The organism is Flavobacterium glycogeni (genome assembly GCF_048286775.1).
Taxonomy (GTDB): Bacteria; Bacteroidota; Bacteroidia; order Flavobacteriales; family Flavobacteriaceae; genus Flavobacterium.
In genome coordinates, this window is the sequence record NZ_JBLVPV010000018.1 from 55,750 (window position 1) to 77,133 (window position 21,384).

A 21,384-nucleotide genomic window follows, 5' to 3' on the forward strand; every position below is an offset into this window, starting at 1 on the left:
TTTGCAACTCTGCTCACATTCTTTAAAACTCCATCATTTTAAATAATAGAAATATGAAAAATACAATCATTTGTTTCGTATTTATCTTCCTCTCAAAATCGTTAGCAGCACAAGATCTTTTTTTTGATTACGGAGAATCGTATTATAAGGCAGTATCCAATATAGTTGTTGCTGACAGTGAAAAAGGAACCTTTAATTTGGGAGTTAATTATGAGTTTCAAAGCGTACAAGCACAGATGATTTATAATTTGACTAAAAAGTATTTTGCTTTTGGAACCTATAACTTTGATAATTCCAGTTTAAATTACACTCCACTATTGGGCTCTAATCGCACTCTTGAAAAACAAAATTCAGGATTTAGTTTAGGGGTTGGTATTCAAGAATTAGGAAGAATTGGCAATTACAAAAATTTAGAATTATTGGCGGGTTTTGAATCACAAAAAGTAAATAATTTTGATTTTTTCACCAACGATCTTCCAGAAGAAAAAGATCATTTGAAGCAAAAATATTTCAAGATTTTTACTCAATTTAATATGATGAAGTGTAGAGAAAATTTCGATTTTGGATATTCTTTAAAATTCTCCTATCTAAAGTTTACCCACTTTGAATATAATAATGAAAATTACTTTAACAATAAATCAGTCTTTTTATTAGATCCAACTTTGAATTTCAATTATAAATTTTTGCCTAAAAAGAATTTAGTATTAACCTCACAAATTGGAGTTTCAACCGCACTGAATAATCTGGAAAGTCAATCAGTCAATGGGAATTCTACCTATTACAACTCGGGGTATCTTATAAGCCCAATTCTGAGATTTGGAATTCAATATCGATTTAATATGCAGTAAAAAATATTTTTAAAAACTATTTTTTAAAAACCGAACTTATGAAAACTACAATTTTAACCCTGAATCTTAAAATTATGGAAATGATTTATTTGCAATAAAACAAAACAAATCAAAAAAAGTAGTTTAAAGGAGTATAGCATTAAACGTATTAGTTTACTCTTTCAGATACGCTTCCCGTACTTTTTTGAATAAATTCGAAGAATAAACAAAGGCCACAACAGCTTCGTTATCGGTTCTGAAAATTTCTTCTTTAGTTCCTTCCCAAGCTTTTAAACCATCTTTAAGAAACAAGATTTTCTCTCCAATTTCCATCACGGAGTTCATATCATGCGTATTTATTACTGTCGTGATATTGTATTCTTCGGTAATTTCTTTGATAAGATTATCAATCAAAATAGCCGTATTTGGATCTAAACCAGAGTTTGGTTCATCACAAAACAAGTATTTTGGATTGTTTACAATCGCGCGCGCAATAGCTACCCGTTTTTGCATTCCTCCTGAAATTTCCGAAGGTAGTTTTTTATGTGCATCAGTTAGGTTGACTCTTTTTAATACAAAGTCTACACGCTCCTGAATTTTTGAATTATTGTCTTTGGTGAACATTCTTAATGGAAAGCCTACGTTCTCGGCAACTGTCATGGAATCAAACAAGGCACTTCCTTGAAAAACCATTCCGATTTCAGTTCGTAAATCACGTTTTTCATCTGGAGCGAGCTCAGAATATATCCTCCCGTCAAATGAAATGGTTCCAGATTCAGGAGTATGAATTCCTAAAAGACTTTTTAGCATCACGGTTTTTCCGGATCCACTTTGTCCAATAATTAAATTCGTTTTTCCTGTTTCAAAAACAGTGGAAACGCCTTTAAGGATTTTGATACCGCCAAATGATTTTTCTATGTTTTTTACTTCTATCATGAGCCAAGTAACAATTGAGTTAATATGTAATTAAAAGTAATTATGGTAACTGATGTCCAAACAAAGGATACGGTACTTGCGCGCCCTACTTCAAGTGCGCCACCTTTCATATAATATCCGTGAAAAGAAGGAATAGTTGCTAATAACATGGCAAAAATCAATGTTTTAAGAAAAGCATAAACGATATGAAACGGAATGAAATCCAATTGTGCACCATTTATAAATTCGTCACTTGAAGTAAAACCGCCATAAACGCCAGCCATCCAGCCACCCAAAACACCTAGGAACATACTGATTCCAATAACAAATGGATAAAGTAATAAGGCAATTATTTTTGGAAAAACTAAATAGTTTAACGAATTAACTCCCATCACTTCCAGTGCGTCAATTTGTTCTGTCACTCTCATAGTTCCGATACTTGATGTAATAAAAGAACCCATTTTTCCAGCCATAATCACCGAGATGAACGTAGGCGCAAATTCTAATATTACAGATTGTCTTGTGGCAAAACCAATAAGATATTTTGGAATTAATGGATTGGTCAGGTTCAATGCAGTTTGTATGGCAACAACACCTCCAACAAAGAAAGAAATGAATGCTACAATACCAAGGGAACCAATAATTAAATCGTCTATTTCCTTAAAAATTAGATTTTTCATCACAGACCATTTTGTCTGTTTATTGAAAATTTCTTTTAGCATTAAGAAGTATCTTCCTATCTGCGTTATATATCGAATGAGCATCATAGTTTTGTGATTATGGGCTAAATTACAAAAATAGTTATGAGTTATAAGTTATGCGTTCGTAGTTTTCGTTAGAAAATTTTTTCTTTCATTTTCTTCAAACGATACTTACGAATGAATTTTGCTTGTTCTGCGGTAACCAATAATGGTGTTTTAGCTGCTTTAGCTTTCCAAAAACCTTTGATGTAATCTAAAAAGAGTAACGGTTTCTTTTTCATCATGGCCAGTTTTGCCGAAGCTATGGAAGTGATTAAAAATCCGTAACCTAAAGTGTAAAACGCTTCTCCCTGTTTATAGCGGGCCGTTTTGTTGTAATTTGCTCCAGTTGGTTTTAGGTGTTTTACGATTAAGGAAGCATCTGTAACGACTTTCCATCCGTAAAATTTTGACAATAATTCATCAACAGTATCCCAACCCATAGCAGGTTTTAAATTCCCTATTTGTTGAAAACATGCTTTTCTATAGGCTTTGAATGCACCACGAATATGGTCTTTATCCGTTAGGTTTTCCAGAATCCATTCGCCATTTTTTTCAATGTAGGCAAATCCGCCAGCCATTCCTATAGTTGCATCTTTTTCGAAAATATTTAGAATAGTTTCGAAATAATTGTTGGGTAAAATTAAGTCGGCATCCAGTTTTACGATTACGTCATATTCTTCGTCCAAAGTTTCGAAACCTTTGTGAAAAGCCTGAATGACTTTACTTCCCGGTAAATGTATGGCGCTGGAAGTTTTGTTTACCAATGAGATAAACGGATTTTCTTTGGCGAAAGCCGTTACGATTTCAGCCGTTTTATCCGTGGAATTGTCATTGACAATCACTGCTTTTTTGGGTAAAACAGTTTGAGAAATCAAAGAATCTAAAGTTAAAGCAATGAAAGCTTCTTCGTTATGAGCCGGAATAACAATATAATAATTCATTATTTTATTTTTTCAGCGTAAACGATATAATATCTATTGGTGAACTTTCTCAATAAGGGACGAAGACCAAATTTCTTTACTGGATTTGTCCATTTTTCACGGTCGATTATTTTCCAACCCGTTTTTTCCAATAGCCAGTCCAGTTGCCAATCTTCAAACTCGTGATAATGTCTGTCCCACATGTCGGTTTTACTTCGATATGCTGGTGAAAACCACAAACGCATTGGGATAGATATAAAAAGTTTATCCGATTTTATTTCGCTTAAAATCGTGTAAGGATTTAGTAAATGTTCAAAGATTTCGAAAGCGGTTACCACATCTTTTTTTTCTGTTGAAAATACGGATTGGTCTTTGTCTAAGTCTTCTCCTGTTGTATTTGTAACTGCAAATCCTTCGGATATCATGATTTTAGAGAAAGGATTTTCAACACCTAAATCTAATATGGTCTCTGAAGTTGAGACGTGTTTTTTTAGAAATTCTAAAGTATGTTTGAATCTTTTATTGGGAAACGTTTTTTCGTACATGTTTTTTTGATTTTGCCGCTAGGGCACGAAGGCACAAATATAGTAATAAATGTGTTTTTGGGCATTGTTTTTTAGCCCGGATGGGAATGAAAATCCCGGAGCTTCAAAATGTAGTTTTTCAAGGTGCAAAAAGCGACCGAAAGAAGCTTTCTTGCACCTTATAAAAACAAGTTTTGTAGTGAGTCCCGATAGCTATCGGGATTGTAGTGTACAGCCGTCCCGATGGTTATCGGGATAGCTCCTGATTGTTGCGTTCCTCGCAATTTTAATATCTGTAAACAAATGCGTTGATGTTCATTCCTGCTCCAACGGATGCAAAGATAAGAACATCGCCTTTTTGTATGGATTGGTTTTCAATTTTTCCGCGAATTAACAAGTCAAAAAGAGTTGGAACGGTGGCTACACTGCTATTTCCCAGTTCATGAATGCTCATCGGCATGATGTCTTTTGGAACGGGTCTGTCGTATAATTTGTAAAAACGGTTTATTATAGCTTCGTCCATTTTTTCATTGGCTTGATGAATAAGAATTTTTTTTACGTCATCAATTCCCAATCCGCTTTTGTCCAAACAACTTTTCATCGCCGCAGGAACTTGGCTTAATGCAAATTCATAGATTTTGCGTCCATACATTTTTATGTAACGAATGTCTGGGTCTAAATCAGGATTATAGGATTTTCCAAAAAACAAATATCCAGCCTCGTCATTTGCATAAGTCGCGCTTTCGTACGCTAACATTCCGGTTTCATCATCAGAAGCTTCAATGATAGAAGCACCTGCACCATCCGAATAAATCATGGAATCCCTGTCATGGGCATCAACCACTCTGGAAAGTGTTTCAGAACCTATTACCAGACAGCGTTTTGCCATACCAGATTTGATGAAAGCATTGGCTTGCATAACACCTTCTATCCAGCCCGGACATCCAAAAAGAATGTCGTAGGCTACGCATTTTGGATTTTTTATTTGTAGTTTGTGTTTGACACGGGTGGCCAAACTAGGAATCATATCGGATTGAGTTGTTCCGCATTTTACATCACCAAAATTATGTGCAAAGATGATATAGTCAATTGTTTCCGGATCAATTCCTGCATTTTCTATTGCTTTTTGAGAAGCAAAAAAAGCTAAATCAGAAGAGGTATATTGGTCTTCGGCATAACGTCTGTGTTCTATGCCGGTTATTCCTTTAAATTTATTAATGACTACTTCATTTGGGTAGCCAAAAGCGGTTCCGTCTTCATTCAAAAAAACATGTTCGCTAAAGTCAGTATTGCTTACTTTTTTCTCAGGAATATAACTTCCTATTCCAGTTATTTTTATTTTCATCGGGTTGTTTTTCCAAAAATTCAAGCTAATTTAATGATAAATAAATTAGTACACTCACAAAATTTACTATGCATGCATATAATTGTGAAATAATAATTTATTGGCAAAAATATTGATTATTTTATTACGAATCGCAAAAAACGATGTGATATTTATTTCCTAATTGTTGCGATTGATAAAATGGATATTTTGAGAAATTACATTAAACTATTTTCTAAAGTTTGTGTAATTTTAAAGAAAAAAAATGCCTCAATTTCTCGAGACATTTTTTTTTGAATTAATTTAAAAATTAGTTTTCCATGTACGCTTCAATTGGCGCACAAGAACAAACTAAATTTCTATCACCATACGCTTCATCTGCTCTACGAACGGTAGGCCAGAATTTATTTTCGGCAATGTATTCTAATGGGAATGCTGCTGCTTCACGAGTGTATGGGAAATTCCAGCTATCTGTAGTGACCATCATCAAAGTATGCGGCGCATTTTTCAACACATTATTTGGATTGTCTAATGTGGCTGCTTCAATTTCTTTTCTGATAGCAATCATCGCGTCACAAAAACGGTCTAATTCTTCTAAGTTTTCACTTTCAGTAGGTTCAATCATTAAAGTTCCGGCAACTGGGAAAGAAACGGTAGGAGCATGGAAACCATAATCCATCAAGCGTTTTGCAATATCAGTTACTTCAATTCCTTTTTCTTTAAATGGACGGCATTCCAAAATCATTTCGTGTGCCGCACGACCCATTTCTCCAGAATATAACGTGTCATAATGACCGTTTAATTTTTCTTTAATATAGTTCGCGTTTAAAATCGCATATTGAGTAGATTGTTTCAAACCTTCAGCGCCAAGCATACAGATATAGCCGTAAGAGATTAAGCAAACCAAAGCAGAACCCCAAGGGGCAGCAGAAATTGCTGTGATGGCAGTTGAACCTCCTGTTGGAATTACAGGATTTGTTGGTAAAAATGGCACTAATTGTGGTGCAACACATATTGGTCCTACACCAGGTCCACCACCTCCATGAGGAATAGCGAATGTTTTGTGTAAGTTCAAGTGACATACGTCAGCACCAATAGTTGCAGGGTTTGTCAATCCAACTTGAGCATTCATGTTGGCACCATCCATATAGACTTGCCCGCCGTTATCGTGGATCAATTGTGTAATTTCTTTAATCGCGCTTTCAAAAACACCGTGAGTTGAAGGATAGGTTACCATCAAACAAGAAAGATTGGCTGCGTGTAAAATAGCTTTTTCACGTAAATCTTCAACGTCAATATTTCCGTTTTCCAATGTTTTAGTAACCACAACTTTCATTCCGGCCATCGCTGCTGAAGCAGGATTTGTTCCGTGCGCTGATGATGGGATTAAAGCAATGTTTCTATGGTGATCTCCTCTTGATTGGTGGTACGCACGAATTACCATTAATCCGGCATATTCCCCTTGAGCACCAGAGTTAGGTTGTAAAGTAGTTCCGGCAAAACCAGTGATAACATTTAACTGTTGTTCTAATTTAGCCAACATTTCTTGGTATCCTTGCGCTTGATCAAGTGGTGCAAACGGGTGAATGTTATTCCATTGTGCCATGCTCAAAGGCAACATTTCTGAAGCGGCATTTAGTTTCATGGTACAAGAACCCAATGAAATCATAGAATGATTCAATGCTAAATCTTTTCTTTCCAGCATTTTGATGTAACGCATCAAAGCTGTTTCTGAATGGTGTTTATTGAAAACATCATGTTGTAAGAACGTTGATGTTCTGTTTACGTTTTCTGGAAAATGATTGGTTTCTGATAAACTGTCAATTGTAGTCGCTTGAGTGCCTTTTGCGGAAGCGAAAATCGAAACAATTTTATTTAAATCAGCAATACTTGTTGTTTCGTTTAAGGAAATTGAAACCGTATTCTCGTCGATGTAATAAAAGTTAACTTCATTTTGTTCGGCAATCACTTTTACTTTTTTGGCATCAGCGGTAACAACAATTGTGTCAAAGAAAGCAGTATTGGTTTGTTGTAACCCTAATTTTTCTAACTCATTTGCCAATGTTGCTGCCGAAGCATGCACTTTATTGGCAATATATTGCAATCCTTTTGGACCATGATAAACGGCATACATTCCTGCCATAACTGACAATAAAACTTGCGCGGTACAAATGTTTGAAGTTGCTTTATCACGTTTAATGTGTTGCTCGCGTGTTTGTAATGCCATACGCAAGGCACGATTTCCATCAGTATCAACAGTTACACCGATGATTCTTCCCGGCATACTTCTTTTGTACTCTTCTTTTGTAGCAAAGTAAGCAGCGTGTGGACCACCATAACCTAACGGAATTCCGAAACGTTGTGTTGTTCCTAGAACTACAGCAGCACCCATTTCTCCCGGAGGAGTCAATTTTGCCAAACTTAAAATATCTGCGGCAACGGCTACTTTTATTTCGTTTGTAGCTGCTTTAGCGATAAAAGTAGTATAATCATGAACTTGTCCAAATTTTCCGGGATATTGAAGGATTGCTCCAAAATAGTCCGACGAAAAATCGAATGTTTCATGGTTTCCAATTACTAATTCAACACCAATTGGCGTAGAACGTGTTTGTAAAACTGATAAAGTTTGTGGTAATATTTCTTCAGAAACGAAGAATTTATTAATGTTGTTTTTCTTTTGATCGCGAGAACGAACATCAAAAAGTAATGCCATTGCTTCAGCAGCGGCAGTTCCTTCATCAAGTAGCGAAGCATTAGCGATTTCCATTCCGGTTAATTCGATAACCATCGTTTGGAAATTCAAAATCGCTTCTAAACGACCTTGTGCAATTTCGGCTTGATACGGTGTGTAAGCAGTGTACCATCCTGGGTTTTCAAATACATTTCTTTGGATCACCGCAGGAATAATGGCTGCATTGTAGCCTAAACCAATGTACGATTGAAAAACTTTATTTTTATTCCCTAATTTCTGGATGTGATTTGCAAACTCATATTCAGTCATAGCAGGTTCCAAGTCCAAATCAGATTTTAAACGAATATCACTTGGGATAGTTTCTTGGATCAATTGGTCAAGTGTTGCTGCCCCAATTGTCTTCAACATGTGTTCTAGATCATTTTCTCTTGGGCCAATGTGTCTTAATGCAAAAGCGTCTGTTTTCATTATATATAAAATGGGTTGTGTGTTTCTTGTTTTAAAAGGCTGTAAAAATAAATATTAATCTGCTATTAAAAGACTTTTTTAACTTGATTTTCTGTGAATTTTTCAACTAAAAGTCATTCTTGTTAACACTTTGATTAATTTTGTACAATGAGATTTTTGAAACTTATATTTGATTTTTATATTAATAGTAGTATTCACGTGGGTTTGTCGTGTTTTGCCTTGGTGAGAATGACGCAATATATGTTCCAAATTTCTTTTGATGAACCCATAGCCAACTTTGCTTTTTTTGGAACAATTGTAGGATATAATTTTGTAAAATACGATGCTTTGGCTCGAGCCAAAAAAATTGAAATGCGTAAGGAGCTAAAAGCGATTACTTTGTTTAGTTTTTGTTCCCTTCTTTTTGTTGTATATTATTTTTTTCTGCTGGAACGAATAACCCAAATCGTAGCGATTGTTTTTTTGAGTATTACGTTGTTGTACACACTTCCCTTTTTTCCAAATAAGAAGAATGCCAGGAATTGGGCCGGTGTGAAAATTTATATTGTGGCTTTGTGTTGGGTAGGTGTGACGTTGGTATTGCCAGTTTTGAATGCGAATGTTTTAATTACTTCCGATTTCTATTTAAAATGCATGCAGAGATTTTTATTGATTTTTGTTTTGGTGTTGATATTTGAGATTATTGATTTAACAAATGATGATCCCAATTTGCAAACCGTACCGCAGCAAATAGGAGTGAAGCGCACTAAGATATTAGGATTGCTACTTTTACTTCCGTTTTATATTTTGGAATTTTTTAAAAATAATTTTGATAAAAATCAATTGATTATCAACTTGATTTTAGTAATTACCATTTCATTATTTATGCTTTTTGCGAATGAAAAACGAACTAAATATTACACTTCTTTTTGGGCGGAAAGCGTGCCGATTGTTTGGTGGTTATTGCTTTTACTGTTTTAAAAACACTGTTATTGGTGAATATATTCACCAATAACAGTGTTAATTTGGTGAATACGTTCACCAAAAACACTATAAAATTGGTGAATAGGATATAATTTTATACATTTGTATAAACTTATACGAGATGATTATTAGAGATTTAACTTCAAAATTAAAGGGTAAATTGCACAAAGGAAAAGTAATTGTGTTAATAGGCCCAAGACAAGTAGGGAAAACTACATTAATCAATTCGTTGTTGGATAACATTCCTTATTTATTTCTTGATGGTGATGATGCAGTAGTGGTTGATACTTTGGCTTCCGCAAATACCGAAACTTTAAAAAGCATCATCGGGAATTATAAATATGTTTTTATTGATGAGGTGCAACGTATTCCCAATATTGGGTTAAAATTAAAAATCATTGTAGATCAAATTGCAGCTGTGCAGGTTATTGTTAGTGGCTCTTCAGCTTTTGAAATAAATCATGTTACGCAAGAGCCATTAACGGGGCGCAAATTTGAATACCATTTGTATCCCATTTCCTGGAATGAATTTGAAGCTGATGTTGGATATATAAAGGCGCAGCAACAATTGGAATTGCGATTATTGTATGGGATGTATCCGGATGTGATCAATAATTTTGGAAATGAATACGAGATTTTGAAGAATTTAGTTTCCAGTTATTTATACAAAGATATTTTGAGTTTGGCAGGCATCAGAAAATCAGAAGTGTTGGAAAAAATTCTGCAAGCTTTGGCACTGCAAATTGGTAGTGAAGTAAGTTATAATGAAATTGCCCAATTAGTAGGAGTGGATAAAAATACAGTTAACAACTATATTGATTTATTAGAAAAAACCTTTGTGATTTTTAGGTTGAACAGTTACAGTAAAAACTTGAGAAACGAGATTAAGGCAAATAGAAAAATTTACTTTTATGACAATGGTGTTCGGAACATGCTGATTGGGAATTTTAATACTTTGGAATTCAGGCAAGATAAAGGGGCGCTTTGGGAGAATTTTCTAGTTTCGGAAAGGATAAAACAATTGTCGTATACAAATGGTTTGGCCAAACCTTACTTTTGGCGCACTACACAACAGCAAGAAATTGACTATGTTGAAATTGAAGCCGATACCGTGAGTGCCTATGAATTCAAATGGTCTTCCGCTAAAAAAACGAAGTTGCCTAAATCATTTCAAGAAGCATATCAACCTAGTTTTTTGGTGGTAAGCAAGGAAAATTTCAGGGAGTTTTTGAAGTAAATTTAAATAGTATCGTCTTTTTGACTAGAAAGCGTGCCGATTGTTTGGTGGTTATTGCTTCTCATTTTCTGATAAAGCTTTCAGTGTTTTATTTCTTTCGATAATAAAATTAATCAAATGATTTTTTAAAAACAGTAAATCAAATAATTTTCCAAAAAATCCATAAGGAACTTCGTAATATAATTTATCCTTCATTATGGTAACCCCGTCTTTTTCATTAAATAGATGTTCATGTCGGAATGATTTGAATTTTCCTTCTTCCATTTCATCAACAAAATAGTCGTATAAGATTATTGCTGTGATTCGGCTTTTATGATTCAAATAAACACCAAAATGTTTGCCTCGCCAAGTCACCGTTTCATTGTAGTTGATTAATCCGGAAGTTATTCCGTCAATGGCGGTTTCTTTTGTGAAATTAGCAGATTTTTGATGTGTATCAACATTTCTGGATAAATCAAAAACAGTTTGTATTGGGGCGTTTATTTTTGTTAATACCTTTATAGTTGTCATCATATTTAGATTTTTTAGTTTGTCTTTAATGATAATTTTTGAACCAACAGAAAAAGAAGTGGTATTTAAAATACTTGATAAAAGCGAACTATTTCTATATTGTAGTTTAATCGTATTTCGCACAAAATCAAAGGTTTACTTATTCAAAAGTAATATAAAAAAGTATTTTAATTTCAAATACACAGACGTTTTTTTTTTAAATGCAATAAAACTAATATTACATTTAATTTTGTGAATAAAAATCTTTTAAAAAACCGAAGCTCTCACTCCGGTTTCTAATTCTCTAAAAATTTTATTATCCAATAATCTAAACCAATCCTGCTCTTCTCAACAATGCTTCCGGTTTTGGTTCTTGTCCTCTAAAGCGTTTGTATAAAATCATCGGATGTTCTGTTCCGCCTTTTGAAAGTACGTTTTCTTTGAATTTTGTAGCTACTTCTTTATTGAAAATACCTTTTTCCTGAAAATATTCAAAAGCATCAGCATCCAGAACTTCGGCCCATTTATAACTGTAATAACCCGAAGAATAGCCACCTTGAAAAATATGGGAGAAAGAGGTGCTCATCGCATTTGCTGCCACTTCAGGATACAATTGTGTAGCTGCAAATTGTTCGGTTTCAAAAGCTTTGATGTCTTTGATGTTCGAAGGATCTTGTGCGTGCCATCCCATGTCTAACAATCCAAAACTCAATTGACGCATCGTTGCCATTCCTTCCTGAAAACTTGCACTTTCTTTAATTTTGTGCACTAATTCCATCGGAATCATTTCGCCAGTTTCATAATGATACGCAAATAAAGCCAATGCTTCCGGTTCGTAACACCAGTTTTCCAGAATCTGGCTTGGTAGTTCCACAAAATCCCAATACACTGAAGTTCCGGATAAACTCGGATACGTGGTGTTGGCTAACATTCCGTGTAAAGCGTGACCAAATTCATGAAACAAAGTCGTGACTTCGTTGAAAGTTAATAACGATGGTTTCGTTTCGGTGGGTTTCGTGAAATTACACACAATAGAAATATGTGGTCTTTCGTTGATCCCTTTTTTGATGTATTGTGATTTAAAAGACGTCATCCAAGCGCCGTTGCGTTTGCCTTTTCTTGGAAAGAAATCAGCATAAAAAACAGCAACCAATTGATCTTCTTCATCTTTTACTGCGTATGTTTTTACTTCTTCATGGTATTTATCAACTTCGAAAATTTCTTCGAAAGTGATTCCGTATAATTTTTGCGCTACTGCAAAAGCACCGTCCAAAACTTTTTCCAATTGGAAATACGGTTTTAATATTTCATCATCCAAATTGAATAATTGCTGCTTCAGTTTCTCGGAGTAATACGCGCCATCCCACTTTTCAAGTTGTTCAATACCGTCTAGCTCTTTTGCGAAAGCGGTCAATTGCGTAAATTGTTTCAAAGCTGCCGGTTTGGCTTTTTCCAATAAATCATTTGAGAATGTTTTTACTTTTCCCGGACTTTCTGCCATTCGTTCTTCAAGAACAAAATGAGCGTGAGTGGCATACCCTAAAACTTGCGCTCGTTCAAAACGTAATTTTGCAATTTTCAGCACGATTTCCTGATTGTCAAATTCATTGTTTTGAAAACCTTTGGCGCCAAAAGCAATTGCCATTTTCTTACGCAATTCGCGATTATCGGCATACGTCACAAACGGAACATAACTAGGATAATCCAATGTGAAAATCCAGCCTTCTTTTTCTTTGCTTTTAGCCAAAGAATGAGCGGCTTCGATAGTTCCTTCCGGTAAGCCGGCTAAATCTTCTTTGTTTGTAATGTGTAATTGATAGGCTTGCGTTTCGGCCAAAACATTTTCGCCAAACTGCAAACTCAATTTCGATAATTCTTTGTCGATTTCTCGTAATTGAGTTTTTTTATCTTCCGGCAAATTGGCTCCGTTTCTGGAAAAACTTTTATATTTTTTATCTAAAAGCGTGGTTTGTTCCGGATTTAGATTCAGTTTTTCTCTTTGCTCATAAACCGTTTTTACTCTAGCAAATAAATCTGGATTAAGGCGAACATCATTTCCAAATTCAGATAATAAAGGAGAAACTTCCTGAGCTATTTTTTGAATTTCGTCATTTGTTTCTGCCGAATTCAAGTTGAAAAAGATGCTTGAAATTCTGTCCAAAACATCTCCGCTGAACGCTAATGCTTCAATGGTGTTTTCGAAAGTGGGTTGTATAGGATTTCGTACGATGGCGTCAATTTCGGCTTTTGCTAATTCGATCCCTTTTTGAAAAGCAGGAAGAAAATCTTCATTTTTAATTTTCGAAAAAGGCGCAGTATTGTACTTTGTATTGAAATGGTGGGTTAAGATGCTCATTTGTATTTTTTAATAAAAATAAATCGATGTTTAAAGATAACAAATGTACGGATTTAATAAAAAAAATGAAGTTGATAAAGCAATTGATTTGCTTCAAAATGGCGCTGTTGATTGTGTTATTTAAATGTTATTTATTTCGTTTGGCAGTAATAAAGCCCTAAATTGTAAAAAAAGATTGGTTTCTGAAGAAACAAATCAAAATAAGAAATAAATATTCAAAGAAAATATGAACTATCAAATTACAATAAATAGAGCCAATACTGTAGATGAAATTGAAGAATATTGGACAAATGATGATTACATTAAATTGCTTGAAAAATTCGATTATCCGGATGCTTCCGATGCGGATGCTTCCAGTTTAAGAGAATTATTGTTTATGGCGATAAGTGATTTTGAACCCAAAGAGGCTGCCGTAATCGTATTGGAATATAAATTATCAGAAGATTTGAATGAGGGTCAAATCCAACAAATATCAAACGATATGTTTTTGGACAAAGTGTGTGAAGAATATCCTGAGATAGGTTTGCATTCGACTTTATTTCATATCAATCAATTGCTTTTTAAAGCCTATAATGGTAAATTTCCGAACGCAAAAGCAACAATTATAGCGGTTACAATTGCACCATTAGAAAGTGAAAATGAGATGCAGTTGACCAAAGAGAATGTGCTTAAATTATTAAGTAATGGCTTGTCAAATAGTAATCTTATCAAAAGATTGTTCGATCACGCGATGAATGAAAATGCTCCTTTTCCAGAAGCGGAGGATGTTTTATGGGATTTGACAACTAGGGATAATCTGAATTATACAATTACCACTTCGGAGTATTGGTTGAATAAAGAAGATATAATCGCTTCGGAATTTGAAGGGGTTTTAGAAATAGCAGAAAATGTGGAGTAAATAATTCATGATATAAAACAAGAAAGCTCCGTTATGGAGCTTTTCTTTATTTTTTTAGGCTTTCGGAAGCTATGTTAACCGCTTCTTTCAATCCTGTTTTATACTTAATTATTTTTTCCATCACACTTTTGTCGTGGCTTCCTATGATTTGAGCGGCAAGAATCCCCGCATTTTTGGAGCCATTTAAAGCTACTGTTGCTACAGGAACTCCGCCTGGCATTTGTAGAATAGACAAAACACTATCCCAGCCATCGATTGAGTTACTGGATTTTACAGGAACCCCAATAACCGGTAATGGTGACATCGAAGCAACCATTCCTGGTAAATGTGCGGCACCGCCAGCGCCGGCAATAATTACCGAAATGCCACGAGTGTGCGCATTTTTGCTGAAATCAAACAATTTTTCGGGTGTTCTGTGTGCCGATACAATATCGACTTCTATTTCTATATCGAATGCTTTTAGGATGTCTATGGCTTCTTGCATTACGGGCATGTCAGAAATGCTTCCCATGATTACGGCTACTTTCATATTTTTGTTTAAAGTTTAAGGTTTAAAGTTTAAAAAAAAACTTCAATCCCGACGCTTCGGGACAAAATTCGTTATTCAATATTCAAAAATATATATTTAATCGGACAATTTATAATCTAATTATTATCCAGAATTATCATAATATTCTGTTTTACTTTTTCGGATAGATTTTCAGGTAAAACACCTGTTTTTTTGATTAGTCTTTTGTTGTCAATTGACCGAATTTGGTCAATCATTACATCACAATCTTCGTGCATATTAGCAACTCCTTTTTTGATATGTACACGTAAAATTTCTGAACTTTGCTTAACATTTGTTGTTAATGGGCAAATTATCGTTGACGGATGCGGAATTTTATTGAGTAAGTTGGTTTGAACGACAAGAACAGGTCTTGTTTTTCCTGCTTCTGTTCCAATTTGAGGATTTAAATCGGCTATCCAAATTTCATATTGTTTAATCTGCATAGCCCAATTCTTCAAATTCTTTTAAAATGGCAAGCGAATCCTCTTTTACCAATTCGGACTCCAATTTAAGTTGCTTTTCAAGAATGTTTTTTTTTTGCATTTTATTATAATACTCAATTGCCTCATTAATGTATCTGTTACGAGGTTTTTTCATAACATTGAGGATACTTTCGGTTTCTCCAAATATAGAGTCATCAATTTTTAAGGAAATGGTTTTCATACTGAATAATTTACATTACAAAAGTATATGTTTTTTGTATACACTAAAGGGAATTTAATAAATATTTAAGATGATAATAGTCTGAACACTATTTACTGACCACTGATTACTCTAATGGTATTCTTTACATCTTCAGCTATTCTTCGCGCTTCGTTGATGTCTTGATTTACTATCGTTACATGTCCCATTTTTCTAAAAGGACGTGTTTGTTTTTTACCATAAATGTGAGGTGTAACACCATTCCAACCTAATATTTTTTCAATATTTTGATACACTACATCTCCGGAATAACCTGCTGAACCCGAGAGATTAACCATAATTCCAGCTACTTTGCTGTCAGTATTTCCCAAAGGTAAATTAAGAATCGCACGCAAATGATTTTCGAATTGCGAAGTATAACTGGCTTCTATAGAATAATGTCCTGAATTGTGCGGGCGAGGAGCGACTTCGTTCACGAGGATTTCATCATCTTCAGTTTGAAACATTTCTACTGCCAGTAATCCAACATGATTGAACATTTTTGAAACATTCAGGGCGATTGCTCTTGCTTTTTCAGCAACTTTTTCGTCAATTCGAGCAGGACAGATCACATATTCTACTTGGTTGGCTTCCGGATGAAACTCCATTTCTACTACAGGGTACGTTTTTATTTCACCTGATGGATTGCGACAAACGATAACGGCCAATTCATTTTTGAAAGGAACCATTTCTTCAGCAATACATTCTACATTGGCTAAATTGTCTAAATCCGAGATTTGTCGAATGACTTTAACGCCATTTCCGTCATAACCAAATTCCGTACATTTCCATACAAACGGTAGTTTTGTTTTAGAATCCAAAATATCAACAATTAGACTTTTTAGATTTTCAAATCGCTTGTAATTAGCTGTTGGTATAGCATGTTGAATATAAAAATCTTTCTGAATTCCTTTATTTTGAATCAATTTCAAAGTTTTAGGGGAAGGATACACTTTCAATCCTTCTTCCTCGAGTTTTACTAAAGCTTCAAGATTTACCAATTCGATTTCGAAAGTTAAAACATCAACCTTTTTGCCAAAGTTATACACCGTTTCAAAATCCATTAAATCACCTTTGAAGAATTGATTGCAGGCTATCTTGCATGGTGCTTCATCACTTGGATCAAGAACATAAGTTTGTATGTCGAATTTTCGGGTGTCAAACAACAGCATTTTGCCCAGTTGTCCGCCGCCGAGAATTCCCAATTTAAAATCAGAAGAAAAATAATTCATTGTGTTGTAGTTTACTTCGTCTGTTCGGCTTATTGCCTCGAGTGTGCAAAGATAATTGATTAAAAAACAAATGTCAATTTATTGTTTGTTGATTTGAGTTGGTTAGTGGTATTTTTCAAATTTGAAGGTAATAATGATATATTCGTATCTATTTTATGTATTAATGGATAAACAGGTATTTTTACCTGCTTTAGGTTGTTAATTTTCTTTTAGTTTAGCAGACTGATTTGAGCCAGTTATTGGGTAAAATAAGTCGATTGTTACTTATTGTATTTGTTAAAGCTTGGTTTTAAAACAAATTTAAAATTAGAAACCAATTAAAAAAGAGCAAGAAAAGTATTTGTTGCTGCTTCAATCTTGAAAATCGGAAATAAAGACATGTCTAAGTTGGTTTGTTTTGCTAAGTTTTTGATTTTAGTGTGATTCACTTTTAGTGGGTGGATTTTATATTGATGAATAATTTTTACATTTGATTTTTTTTTAAAATAACTAAATCGTTACATGCATGACCTTAAATAATTGGCCTAAACACATTCAAAAATATCTATTCCTTCTGAAGGATGGCTTTCTTGAATTACCCTATTTATCCAATTCCCCGCAAGCCATGTTGGATAGTTTAGTGAAATTACCGGTAACCCATCATAAAACTTTGCAACAGTCTATTTATTTGAACAATGCTTTCTGTAAAGGGGTCATGCGCTATCGCGAAATGGAAGACGGTTTTTGGCTTTTGGCAACAGATATAAACATCAAAGAAAATATCATCGCTAAAGCAGTTTATGATGAAAATCAATTAAGGGATTATTATTTCCTGTCCTTTTCTGTATTTGAATATAAATATCCTTTTAAAAATTCAAAGGATAGTACGCTTCTAAGTACGTGTTGGACTTTTTACAAACCCGGAACCGAAGTGGCTACCTATTTTTATAAGGGTACGACAGGTACGTTTTTTAATCTTGCCATTAGTAAAGAATGGGCTGATAACAATATTTCGTCTAAAAAATTTCCTCAAAAAGAGGCTGTTGAAGATTTTTTCAACACTAAAATAGGTTTTTATACTTGGTTAGATATCGCTCCAAAAGCGCATGGTTTGGTCAAAAAAATATCAAAAATTTTAGAAACCGAAAGTGAGGATTCATTTAATACTGTTGATTTAAAAAAACAGTGTATGAAATTGATTGCTGCATTTTTTTATAATTCTTTTGAAGACAACCGCATTTTAGATAATGTTTCGTTAAGCAATTTAGACTATTATAATGTTGCCAAAGCCGAGAAGATGATTTTACACCATTTGCATCTTCCGTTCTTGGGCATCGAGAGTATTGCCGCTCATGTAGAGATTTCGCCCACAAAATTAAAGTCTGATTTCAAAACGGTGTTTGGGTTTTCCATGTTGAAATATCACAAAGAAAAAAACATGTTGCTGGCGATGCAACTGATTATAAATTCGGACATTCCAATTCAAGATATTGCAGCCGTGACGGGTCATGAATGCGGCAGTAAATTTGCGGCCAATTTTAAAAAACGCTTTGGTAAACTTCCGTCTGAAACGCGACTTTTTTCAGAAGTAAAAGAAGCGGTGTAATGCCTTTTTTTGTCTTTTTTTAGGACTATTTCTCTGGTTTTAATCAATTTTTTTAATTTTTCTCGAATTTAAAAGCTATAAGTAATTGATTTCTATTGTTTTAAATGGTAGAATAAAGTTTTGATGCGCTTTTTTTTAAGAAAAAACATGCTCTGTCCTAATGGGCTATTCAATCCTTTTTTTTCCTTTTATTTTTGCTTCCAAATAAATCTAAACAAACCAGTATGAAATTAAAATTACTCTTTTTTATGAGTGTATTTTGTGTTTTTTTTAATACAATGTATGCTCAAAGTGTACTAATCATCTATGATGATTCGCCTACAAACGTTAATACTCTAAGTTTGAAATCGGCATTAGAGAATAAGGGTTACACGGTGACAATAAGTAGTGTAAGTGAAAATCTTTGGACTAACCCAGGTGACGAACTGAGCGGTAAAGATGTCGTTATTCATCTAAATGGTACAACATACGGCACGCCTATGCCTGTTGCAGGACAAAATGCTTTAGTGGATTTTGTTCAAAATAAAAAAGGGCTGTATGTGGGTACCGAATGGAATGCATATGAGGCATCAGGTATGGTAGCCATGCGTGATCTTATTCTTTTTGATAGAGCGGGTGGAAATACTGGTTCAGTTACTTATACTGATGCCGTCGGGCAGTCCGGTCATCTGGTACTGGCAAATGTGCCTTCTTCATTTTCTTTTACAGCCGGTTTTAACGTTGGGTCAATACACACATTTGCTGTTCAGCCTGCTCTTGTTTTAATGACAGCAGGAACGGATGATGCTCTTGCAATAAGAGATTTTGGTACCGGTAAGGTGCTGAACTTTAATCATGCGGGTAATTACAATAATCATACTGCATGGTCTAATGTCAATATTCAGCAAATTATTATCGATTTTATCTTGCTGTACCTGACCCCAGATGTTACTGCTCCAATTGCGGTAGCCAGAAATATCACGGCTCAACTTGATGCCACAGGAAGCGTTACCGTAAATGCGGCTCAAGTAAATAATGGAAGTACAGATAATAGAGAGATTTCAAGTTATAAGCTTACGACTGCAACAACAGGAACCGTTTGTGCCACTATAGGTGAAGGAGGGGATTTAGTGATTACTGCACCGGTTGGCTCTGAGTTTACCGGAGTGACTTTCGCCAGTTACGGAACTCCTGATGGAAGCTGTGGTAGTTTTACCCAAGGTTCTTGTCATGCCAGTAATAGTGCGAGCATTGTGTCGTCGTATCTTATTGGGCAAAATACAGTAACTATTCCTGCTACCAATACTGTTTTTGGAGATCCTTGTGGAGGAACGCCTAAAAGGCTGTATGTTGAGGCTACTTATGGGCCTTCTGCTGCATCAATGGCAGCTTCTAAAACATATAGTTGCGCAGACATTGGCGATCATAATGTTATATTAATGGTTACAGATAATAATGGGAATTCTGCTTTTGCAAATGCCATAATTACTGTAGAAGATAAAGTTTCTGCGGTTGTTCTTACAAAAGATATTACGGTTCAACTTGATGCTTTAGGTGATGTTTCAATCGTTGCCGCTGACGTAAACAATGGTTCGACTGATGCTTGCGGAATTGATTTATTGGAATTAGACAAAACTTCATTTACTTGTGCCAATGTCGGAGCGAATACAGTTACTTTGACCGCTACTGATGTAAACGGAAACGTTTCTTCTCAAACAGCGACGGTAACGGTTGAAGATAAAGTTGCGGCAGTTGTTGCTACAAAAGATATTACAGTTCAATTGGATGCTACAGGAAATGCGACAATTGCTCCCGCTGACGTAAACAATGGTTCAACTGATGCTTGCGGAATTGATTTATTGGAATTAGACAAAACTTCATTTACTTGCGCCAATGTCGGAGCGAACACAGTTACTTTGACCGCTACTGATGTAAACGGAAACGTTTCTTCTCAAACGGCGACGGTAACGGTTGAAGATAAAGTTGTGGCAGTTGTTGCTACAAAAGATATTACAGTTCAATTGGATGCTACAGGAAATGCGACAATTGCTCCTGCTGATGTAGACAATGGTTCGACTGACGCTTGCGGAATTGATTTATTGGAATTAGACAAAACTTCATTTACTTGTGCCAATGTCGGAGCGAACACAGTTACTTTGACCGCTACTGATGTAAACGGAAACGTTTCTTCTCAAACGGCGACGGTAACGGTTGAAGATAAAGTTGCGGCAGTTGTTGCTACAAAAGATATTACAGTTCAATTGGATGCTACAGGAAATGCGACAATTGCTCCTGCTGATGTAGACAATGGTTTGACTGATGCTTGCGGAATTGATTTATTGGAACTGGACAAAACTTCATTTACTTGCGCCAATGTCGGAGCCAACACAGTTACTTTGACCGCTACTGATGTAAACGGAAACGTTTCTTCTCAAACGGCGACGGTAACAGTTGAAGATAAAGTTGCGGTAGTTGTTGCTACAAAAGATATTACAGTCCAACTTAATACTACAGGAAATGCATCGATTGTTGCTGCTGATGTAGACAATGGTTCAACTGACGCTTGCGGAATTGATTTATTGGAATTAGACAAAACTTCATTTACTTGCGCCAATGTCGGAGCGAACACAGTTACTTTGACCGCTACTGATGTAAACGGAAACATTTCTTCTCAAACGGCGACGGTAACGGTTGAAGATAAAGTTGCGGCAGTTGTTGCTACAAAAGATATTACAGTTCAATTGGATGCTACAGGAAATGCATCGATTGTTGCTGCTGATGTAGACAATGGTTCAACTGACGCTTGCGGAATTGATTTATTGGAATTAGACAAAACTTCATTTACTTGCGCCAATGTCGGAGCGAACACAGTTACTTTGACCGCTACTGATGTAAACGGAAACATTTCTTCTCAAACGGCGACGGTAACGGTTGAAGATAAAGTTGCGGCAGTTGTTGCTACAAAAGATATTACAGTTCAATTGGATGCTACAGGAAATGC

At 35.1% G+C, this 21,384-nt stretch carries 17 protein-coding genes and 1 pseudogene; 6 read left to right on the forward strand and 12 right to left on the reverse strand.

Translation table 11 applies throughout. The features are described 5' to 3' along the window. Positions 1 to 53 precede the first annotated feature (53 nt). Positions 54 to 848: a hypothetical protein gene (locus tag ACNQGX_RS13685; protein ID WP_417977126.1), complete on the forward strand. Its 795-nt coding sequence runs from the start codon at positions 54 to 56 to the stop codon at positions 846 to 848. A 153-nt stretch (positions 849 to 1,001) separates the two neighbouring features. On the opposite strand, the gene ACNQGX_RS13690 is transcribed toward ACNQGX_RS13685, so the two are convergent. The 6 genes from ACNQGX_RS13690 to gcvP all read right to left on the reverse strand — a co-directional run bounded on the left by ACNQGX_RS13690 (position 1,002) and on the right by gcvP (position 8,413). Further along, positions 1,002 to 1,763, reverse strand: coding sequence for an ABC transporter ATP-binding protein (locus ACNQGX_RS13690; protein ID WP_417977128.1), 762 nt, complete (start codon positions 1,761 to 1,763; stop codon positions 1,002 to 1,004). Continuing rightward, a complete protein-coding gene (locus ACNQGX_RS13695; protein WP_315211282.1) occupies positions 1,760 to 2,509 on the reverse strand; it encodes an MlaE family ABC transporter permease in 750 nt (249 codons plus the stop codon). Before ACNQGX_RS13695 ends, ACNQGX_RS13690 begins: the two co-directional genes overlap by 4 nt. Positions 2,510 to 2,577: 68 nt before the next feature. Then, positions 2,578 to 3,426 carry a glycosyltransferase family 2 protein gene (locus ACNQGX_RS13700; protein WP_417977130.1) on the reverse strand — a complete coding sequence of 283 codons (849 nt, stop codon included), beginning with the start codon at positions 3,424 to 3,426 and terminating at the stop codon, positions 2,578 to 2,580. After that, complete coding sequence (locus ACNQGX_RS13705) at positions 3,426 to 3,950, reverse strand: methyltransferase (RefSeq protein ID WP_417977132.1); 525 nt, start codon at positions 3,948 to 3,950, stop codon at positions 3,426 to 3,428. The genes ACNQGX_RS13700 and ACNQGX_RS13705 overlap by 1 nt, the downstream gene beginning before the upstream one ends. A gap of 265 nt (positions 3,951 to 4,215) precedes the next feature. Next, entirely contained in the window at positions 4,216 to 5,274 is a 1,059-nt protein-coding gene (locus ACNQGX_RS13710) for a 3-oxoacyl-ACP synthase III family protein (RefSeq protein ID WP_417977134.1), read from the reverse strand. Positions 5,275 to 5,563: 289 nt separating this feature from the next. Next, positions 5,564 to 8,413 carry an aminomethyl-transferring glycine dehydrogenase gene (gcvP, locus tag ACNQGX_RS13715; protein WP_417977136.1) on the reverse strand — a complete coding sequence of 950 codons (2,850 nt, stop codon included), beginning with the start codon at positions 8,411 to 8,413 and terminating at the stop codon, positions 5,564 to 5,566. Between the two features lie 147 nt (positions 8,414 to 8,560). On the opposite strand from gcvP, the gene ACNQGX_RS13720 reads away from it, so the two are divergent. Together ACNQGX_RS13720 and ACNQGX_RS13725 are read left to right on the forward strand one after the other, a co-directional pair. After that, positions 8,561 to 9,373 carry a UbiA prenyltransferase family protein gene (locus ACNQGX_RS13720; RefSeq protein ID WP_417977138.1) on the forward strand — a complete coding sequence of 271 codons (813 nt, stop codon included), beginning with the start codon at positions 8,561 to 8,563 and terminating at the stop codon, positions 9,371 to 9,373. A 124-nt stretch (positions 9,374 to 9,497) separates the two neighbouring features. After that, the gene (locus tag ACNQGX_RS13725) at positions 9,498 to 10,613 is read left to right on the forward strand and encodes an ATP-binding protein (protein ID WP_417977140.1); all 1,116 of its coding nucleotides are present in this window, start codon (positions 9,498 to 9,500) and stop codon (positions 10,611 to 10,613) included. A 51-nt stretch (positions 10,614 to 10,664) separates the two neighbouring features. Here the strand turns inward: ACNQGX_RS13725 and ACNQGX_RS13730 are convergent, their stop codons facing one another. Then, positions 10,665 to 11,126 (reverse strand): SRPBCC family protein, encoded by a 462-nt coding sequence (locus ACNQGX_RS13730; RefSeq protein ID WP_417977142.1) that lies wholly within the window; start codon positions 11,124 to 11,126, stop codon positions 10,665 to 10,667. A 304-nt stretch (positions 11,127 to 11,430) separates the two neighbouring features. Beyond that, the gene (locus ACNQGX_RS13735; RefSeq protein WP_417977143.1) at positions 11,431 to 13,458 is read right to left on the reverse strand and encodes a M3 family metallopeptidase; all 2,028 of its coding nucleotides are present in this window, start codon (positions 13,456 to 13,458) and stop codon (positions 11,431 to 11,433) included. 226 nt (positions 13,459 to 13,684) lie between these two features. Here ACNQGX_RS13735 and ACNQGX_RS13740 point away from each other — a divergent pair, with 226 nt between their 5' ends. Next, on the forward strand, positions 13,685 to 14,356 hold the full coding sequence (locus ACNQGX_RS13740) for a hypothetical protein (protein WP_417977145.1): 672 nt from the start codon (positions 13,685 to 13,687) through the stop codon (positions 14,354 to 14,356). A 46-nt stretch (positions 14,357 to 14,402) separates the two neighbouring features. Here ACNQGX_RS13740 and purE read toward each other — a convergent pair whose 3' ends face one another. From purE to ACNQGX_RS13760, 4 genes are all read right to left on the reverse strand, one after another. Further along, positions 14,403 to 14,885: a 5-(carboxyamino)imidazole ribonucleotide mutase gene (gene purE, locus ACNQGX_RS13745; RefSeq protein WP_131916980.1), complete on the reverse strand. Its 483-nt coding sequence runs from the start codon at positions 14,883 to 14,885 to the stop codon at positions 14,403 to 14,405. Between the two features lie 116 nt (positions 14,886 to 15,001). Beyond that, on the reverse strand, positions 15,002 to 15,349 hold the full coding sequence (locus ACNQGX_RS13750; protein ID WP_417977147.1) for a type II toxin-antitoxin system PemK/MazF family toxin: 348 nt from the start codon (positions 15,347 to 15,349) through the stop codon (positions 15,002 to 15,004). Next, complete coding sequence (locus ACNQGX_RS13755) at positions 15,339 to 15,569, reverse strand: hypothetical protein (protein ID WP_417977149.1); 231 nt, start codon at positions 15,567 to 15,569, stop codon at positions 15,339 to 15,341. The genes ACNQGX_RS13750 and ACNQGX_RS13755 overlap by 11 nt, the downstream gene beginning before the upstream one ends. Before the next feature lie 92 nt (positions 15,570 to 15,661). Then, a complete protein-coding gene (locus tag ACNQGX_RS13760) occupies positions 15,662 to 16,819 on the reverse strand; it encodes a 5-(carboxyamino)imidazole ribonucleotide synthase (RefSeq protein WP_417977151.1) in 1,158 nt (385 codons plus the stop codon). Positions 16,820 to 17,324: 505 nt separating this feature from the next. Between ACNQGX_RS13760 and ACNQGX_RS13765 the strand changes: the two genes are divergently transcribed. Together ACNQGX_RS13765 and ACNQGX_RS13770 are read left to right on the forward strand one after the other, a co-directional pair. Next, the gene (locus tag ACNQGX_RS13765) at positions 17,325 to 18,404 is read left to right on the forward strand and encodes a helix-turn-helix domain-containing protein (protein WP_417977153.1); all 1,080 of its coding nucleotides are present in this window, start codon (positions 17,325 to 17,327) and stop codon (positions 18,402 to 18,404) included. A gap of 248 nt (positions 18,405 to 18,652) precedes the next feature. Beyond that, positions 18,653 to 21,384, forward strand: a pseudogene (locus ACNQGX_RS13770) (hypothetical protein); the annotation flags it as partial.

What these genes read in the sequence shown, in the direction of transcription:
- ACNQGX_RS13755 (WP_417977149.1), bottom strand. Translation starts at nt 15,569, where the DNA reads ATGAAAACCATTTCCTTAAAAATTGATGACTCTATATTTGGAGAAACC.
- ACNQGX_RS13685 (WP_417977126.1), top strand. Translation starts at nt 54, where the DNA reads ATGAAAAATACAATCATTTGTTTCGTATTTATCTTCCTCTCAAAATCG.
- ACNQGX_RS13720 (WP_417977138.1), top strand. Translation starts at nt 8,561, where the DNA reads ATGAGATTTTTGAAACTTATATTTGATTTTTATATTAATAGTAGTATT.
- ACNQGX_RS13760 (WP_417977151.1), bottom strand. Translation starts at nt 16,819, where the DNA reads ATGAATTATTTTTCTTCTGATTTTAAATTGGGAATTCTCGGCGGCGGA.
- ACNQGX_RS13735 (WP_417977143.1), bottom strand. Translation starts at nt 13,458, where the DNA reads ATGAGCATCTTAACCCACCATTTCAATACAAAGTACAATACTGCGCCT.
- ACNQGX_RS13725 (WP_417977140.1), top strand. Translation starts at nt 9,498, where the DNA reads ATGATTATTAGAGATTTAACTTCAAAATTAAAGGGTAAATTGCACAAA.
- ACNQGX_RS13710 (WP_417977134.1), bottom strand. Translation starts at nt 5,274, where the DNA reads ATGAAAATAAAAATAACTGGAATAGGAAGTTATATTCCTGAGAAAAAA.
- ACNQGX_RS13705 (WP_417977132.1), bottom strand. Translation starts at nt 3,950, where the DNA reads ATGTACGAAAAAACGTTTCCCAATAAAAGATTCAAACATACTTTAGAA.
- ACNQGX_RS13700 (WP_417977130.1), bottom strand. Translation starts at nt 3,426, where the DNA reads ATGAATTATTATATTGTTATTCCGGCTCATAACGAAGAAGCTTTCATT.
- ACNQGX_RS13740 (WP_417977145.1), top strand. Translation starts at nt 13,685, where the DNA reads ATGAACTATCAAATTACAATAAATAGAGCCAATACTGTAGATGAAATT.
- ACNQGX_RS13690 (WP_417977128.1), bottom strand. Translation starts at nt 1,763, where the DNA reads ATGATAGAAGTAAAAAACATAGAAAAATCATTTGGCGGTATCAAAATC.
- ACNQGX_RS13695 (WP_315211282.1), bottom strand. Translation starts at nt 2,509, where the DNA reads ATGATGCTCATTCGATATATAACGCAGATAGGAAGATACTTCTTAATG.
- ACNQGX_RS13750 (WP_417977147.1), bottom strand. Translation starts at nt 15,349, where the DNA reads ATGCAGATTAAACAATATGAAATTTGGATAGCCGATTTAAATCCTCAA.
- ACNQGX_RS13730 (WP_417977142.1), bottom strand. Translation starts at nt 11,126, where the DNA reads ATGATGACAACTATAAAGGTATTAACAAAAATAAACGCCCCAATACAA.
- purE (WP_131916980.1), bottom strand. Translation starts at nt 14,885, where the DNA reads ATGAAAGTAGCCGTAATCATGGGAAGCATTTCTGACATGCCCGTAATG.
- gcvP (WP_417977136.1), bottom strand. Translation starts at nt 8,413, where the DNA reads ATGAAAACAGACGCTTTTGCATTAAGACACATTGGCCCAAGAGAAAAT.
- ACNQGX_RS13765 (WP_417977153.1), top strand. Translation starts at nt 17,325, where the DNA reads ATGACCTTAAATAATTGGCCTAAACACATTCAAAAATATCTATTCCTT.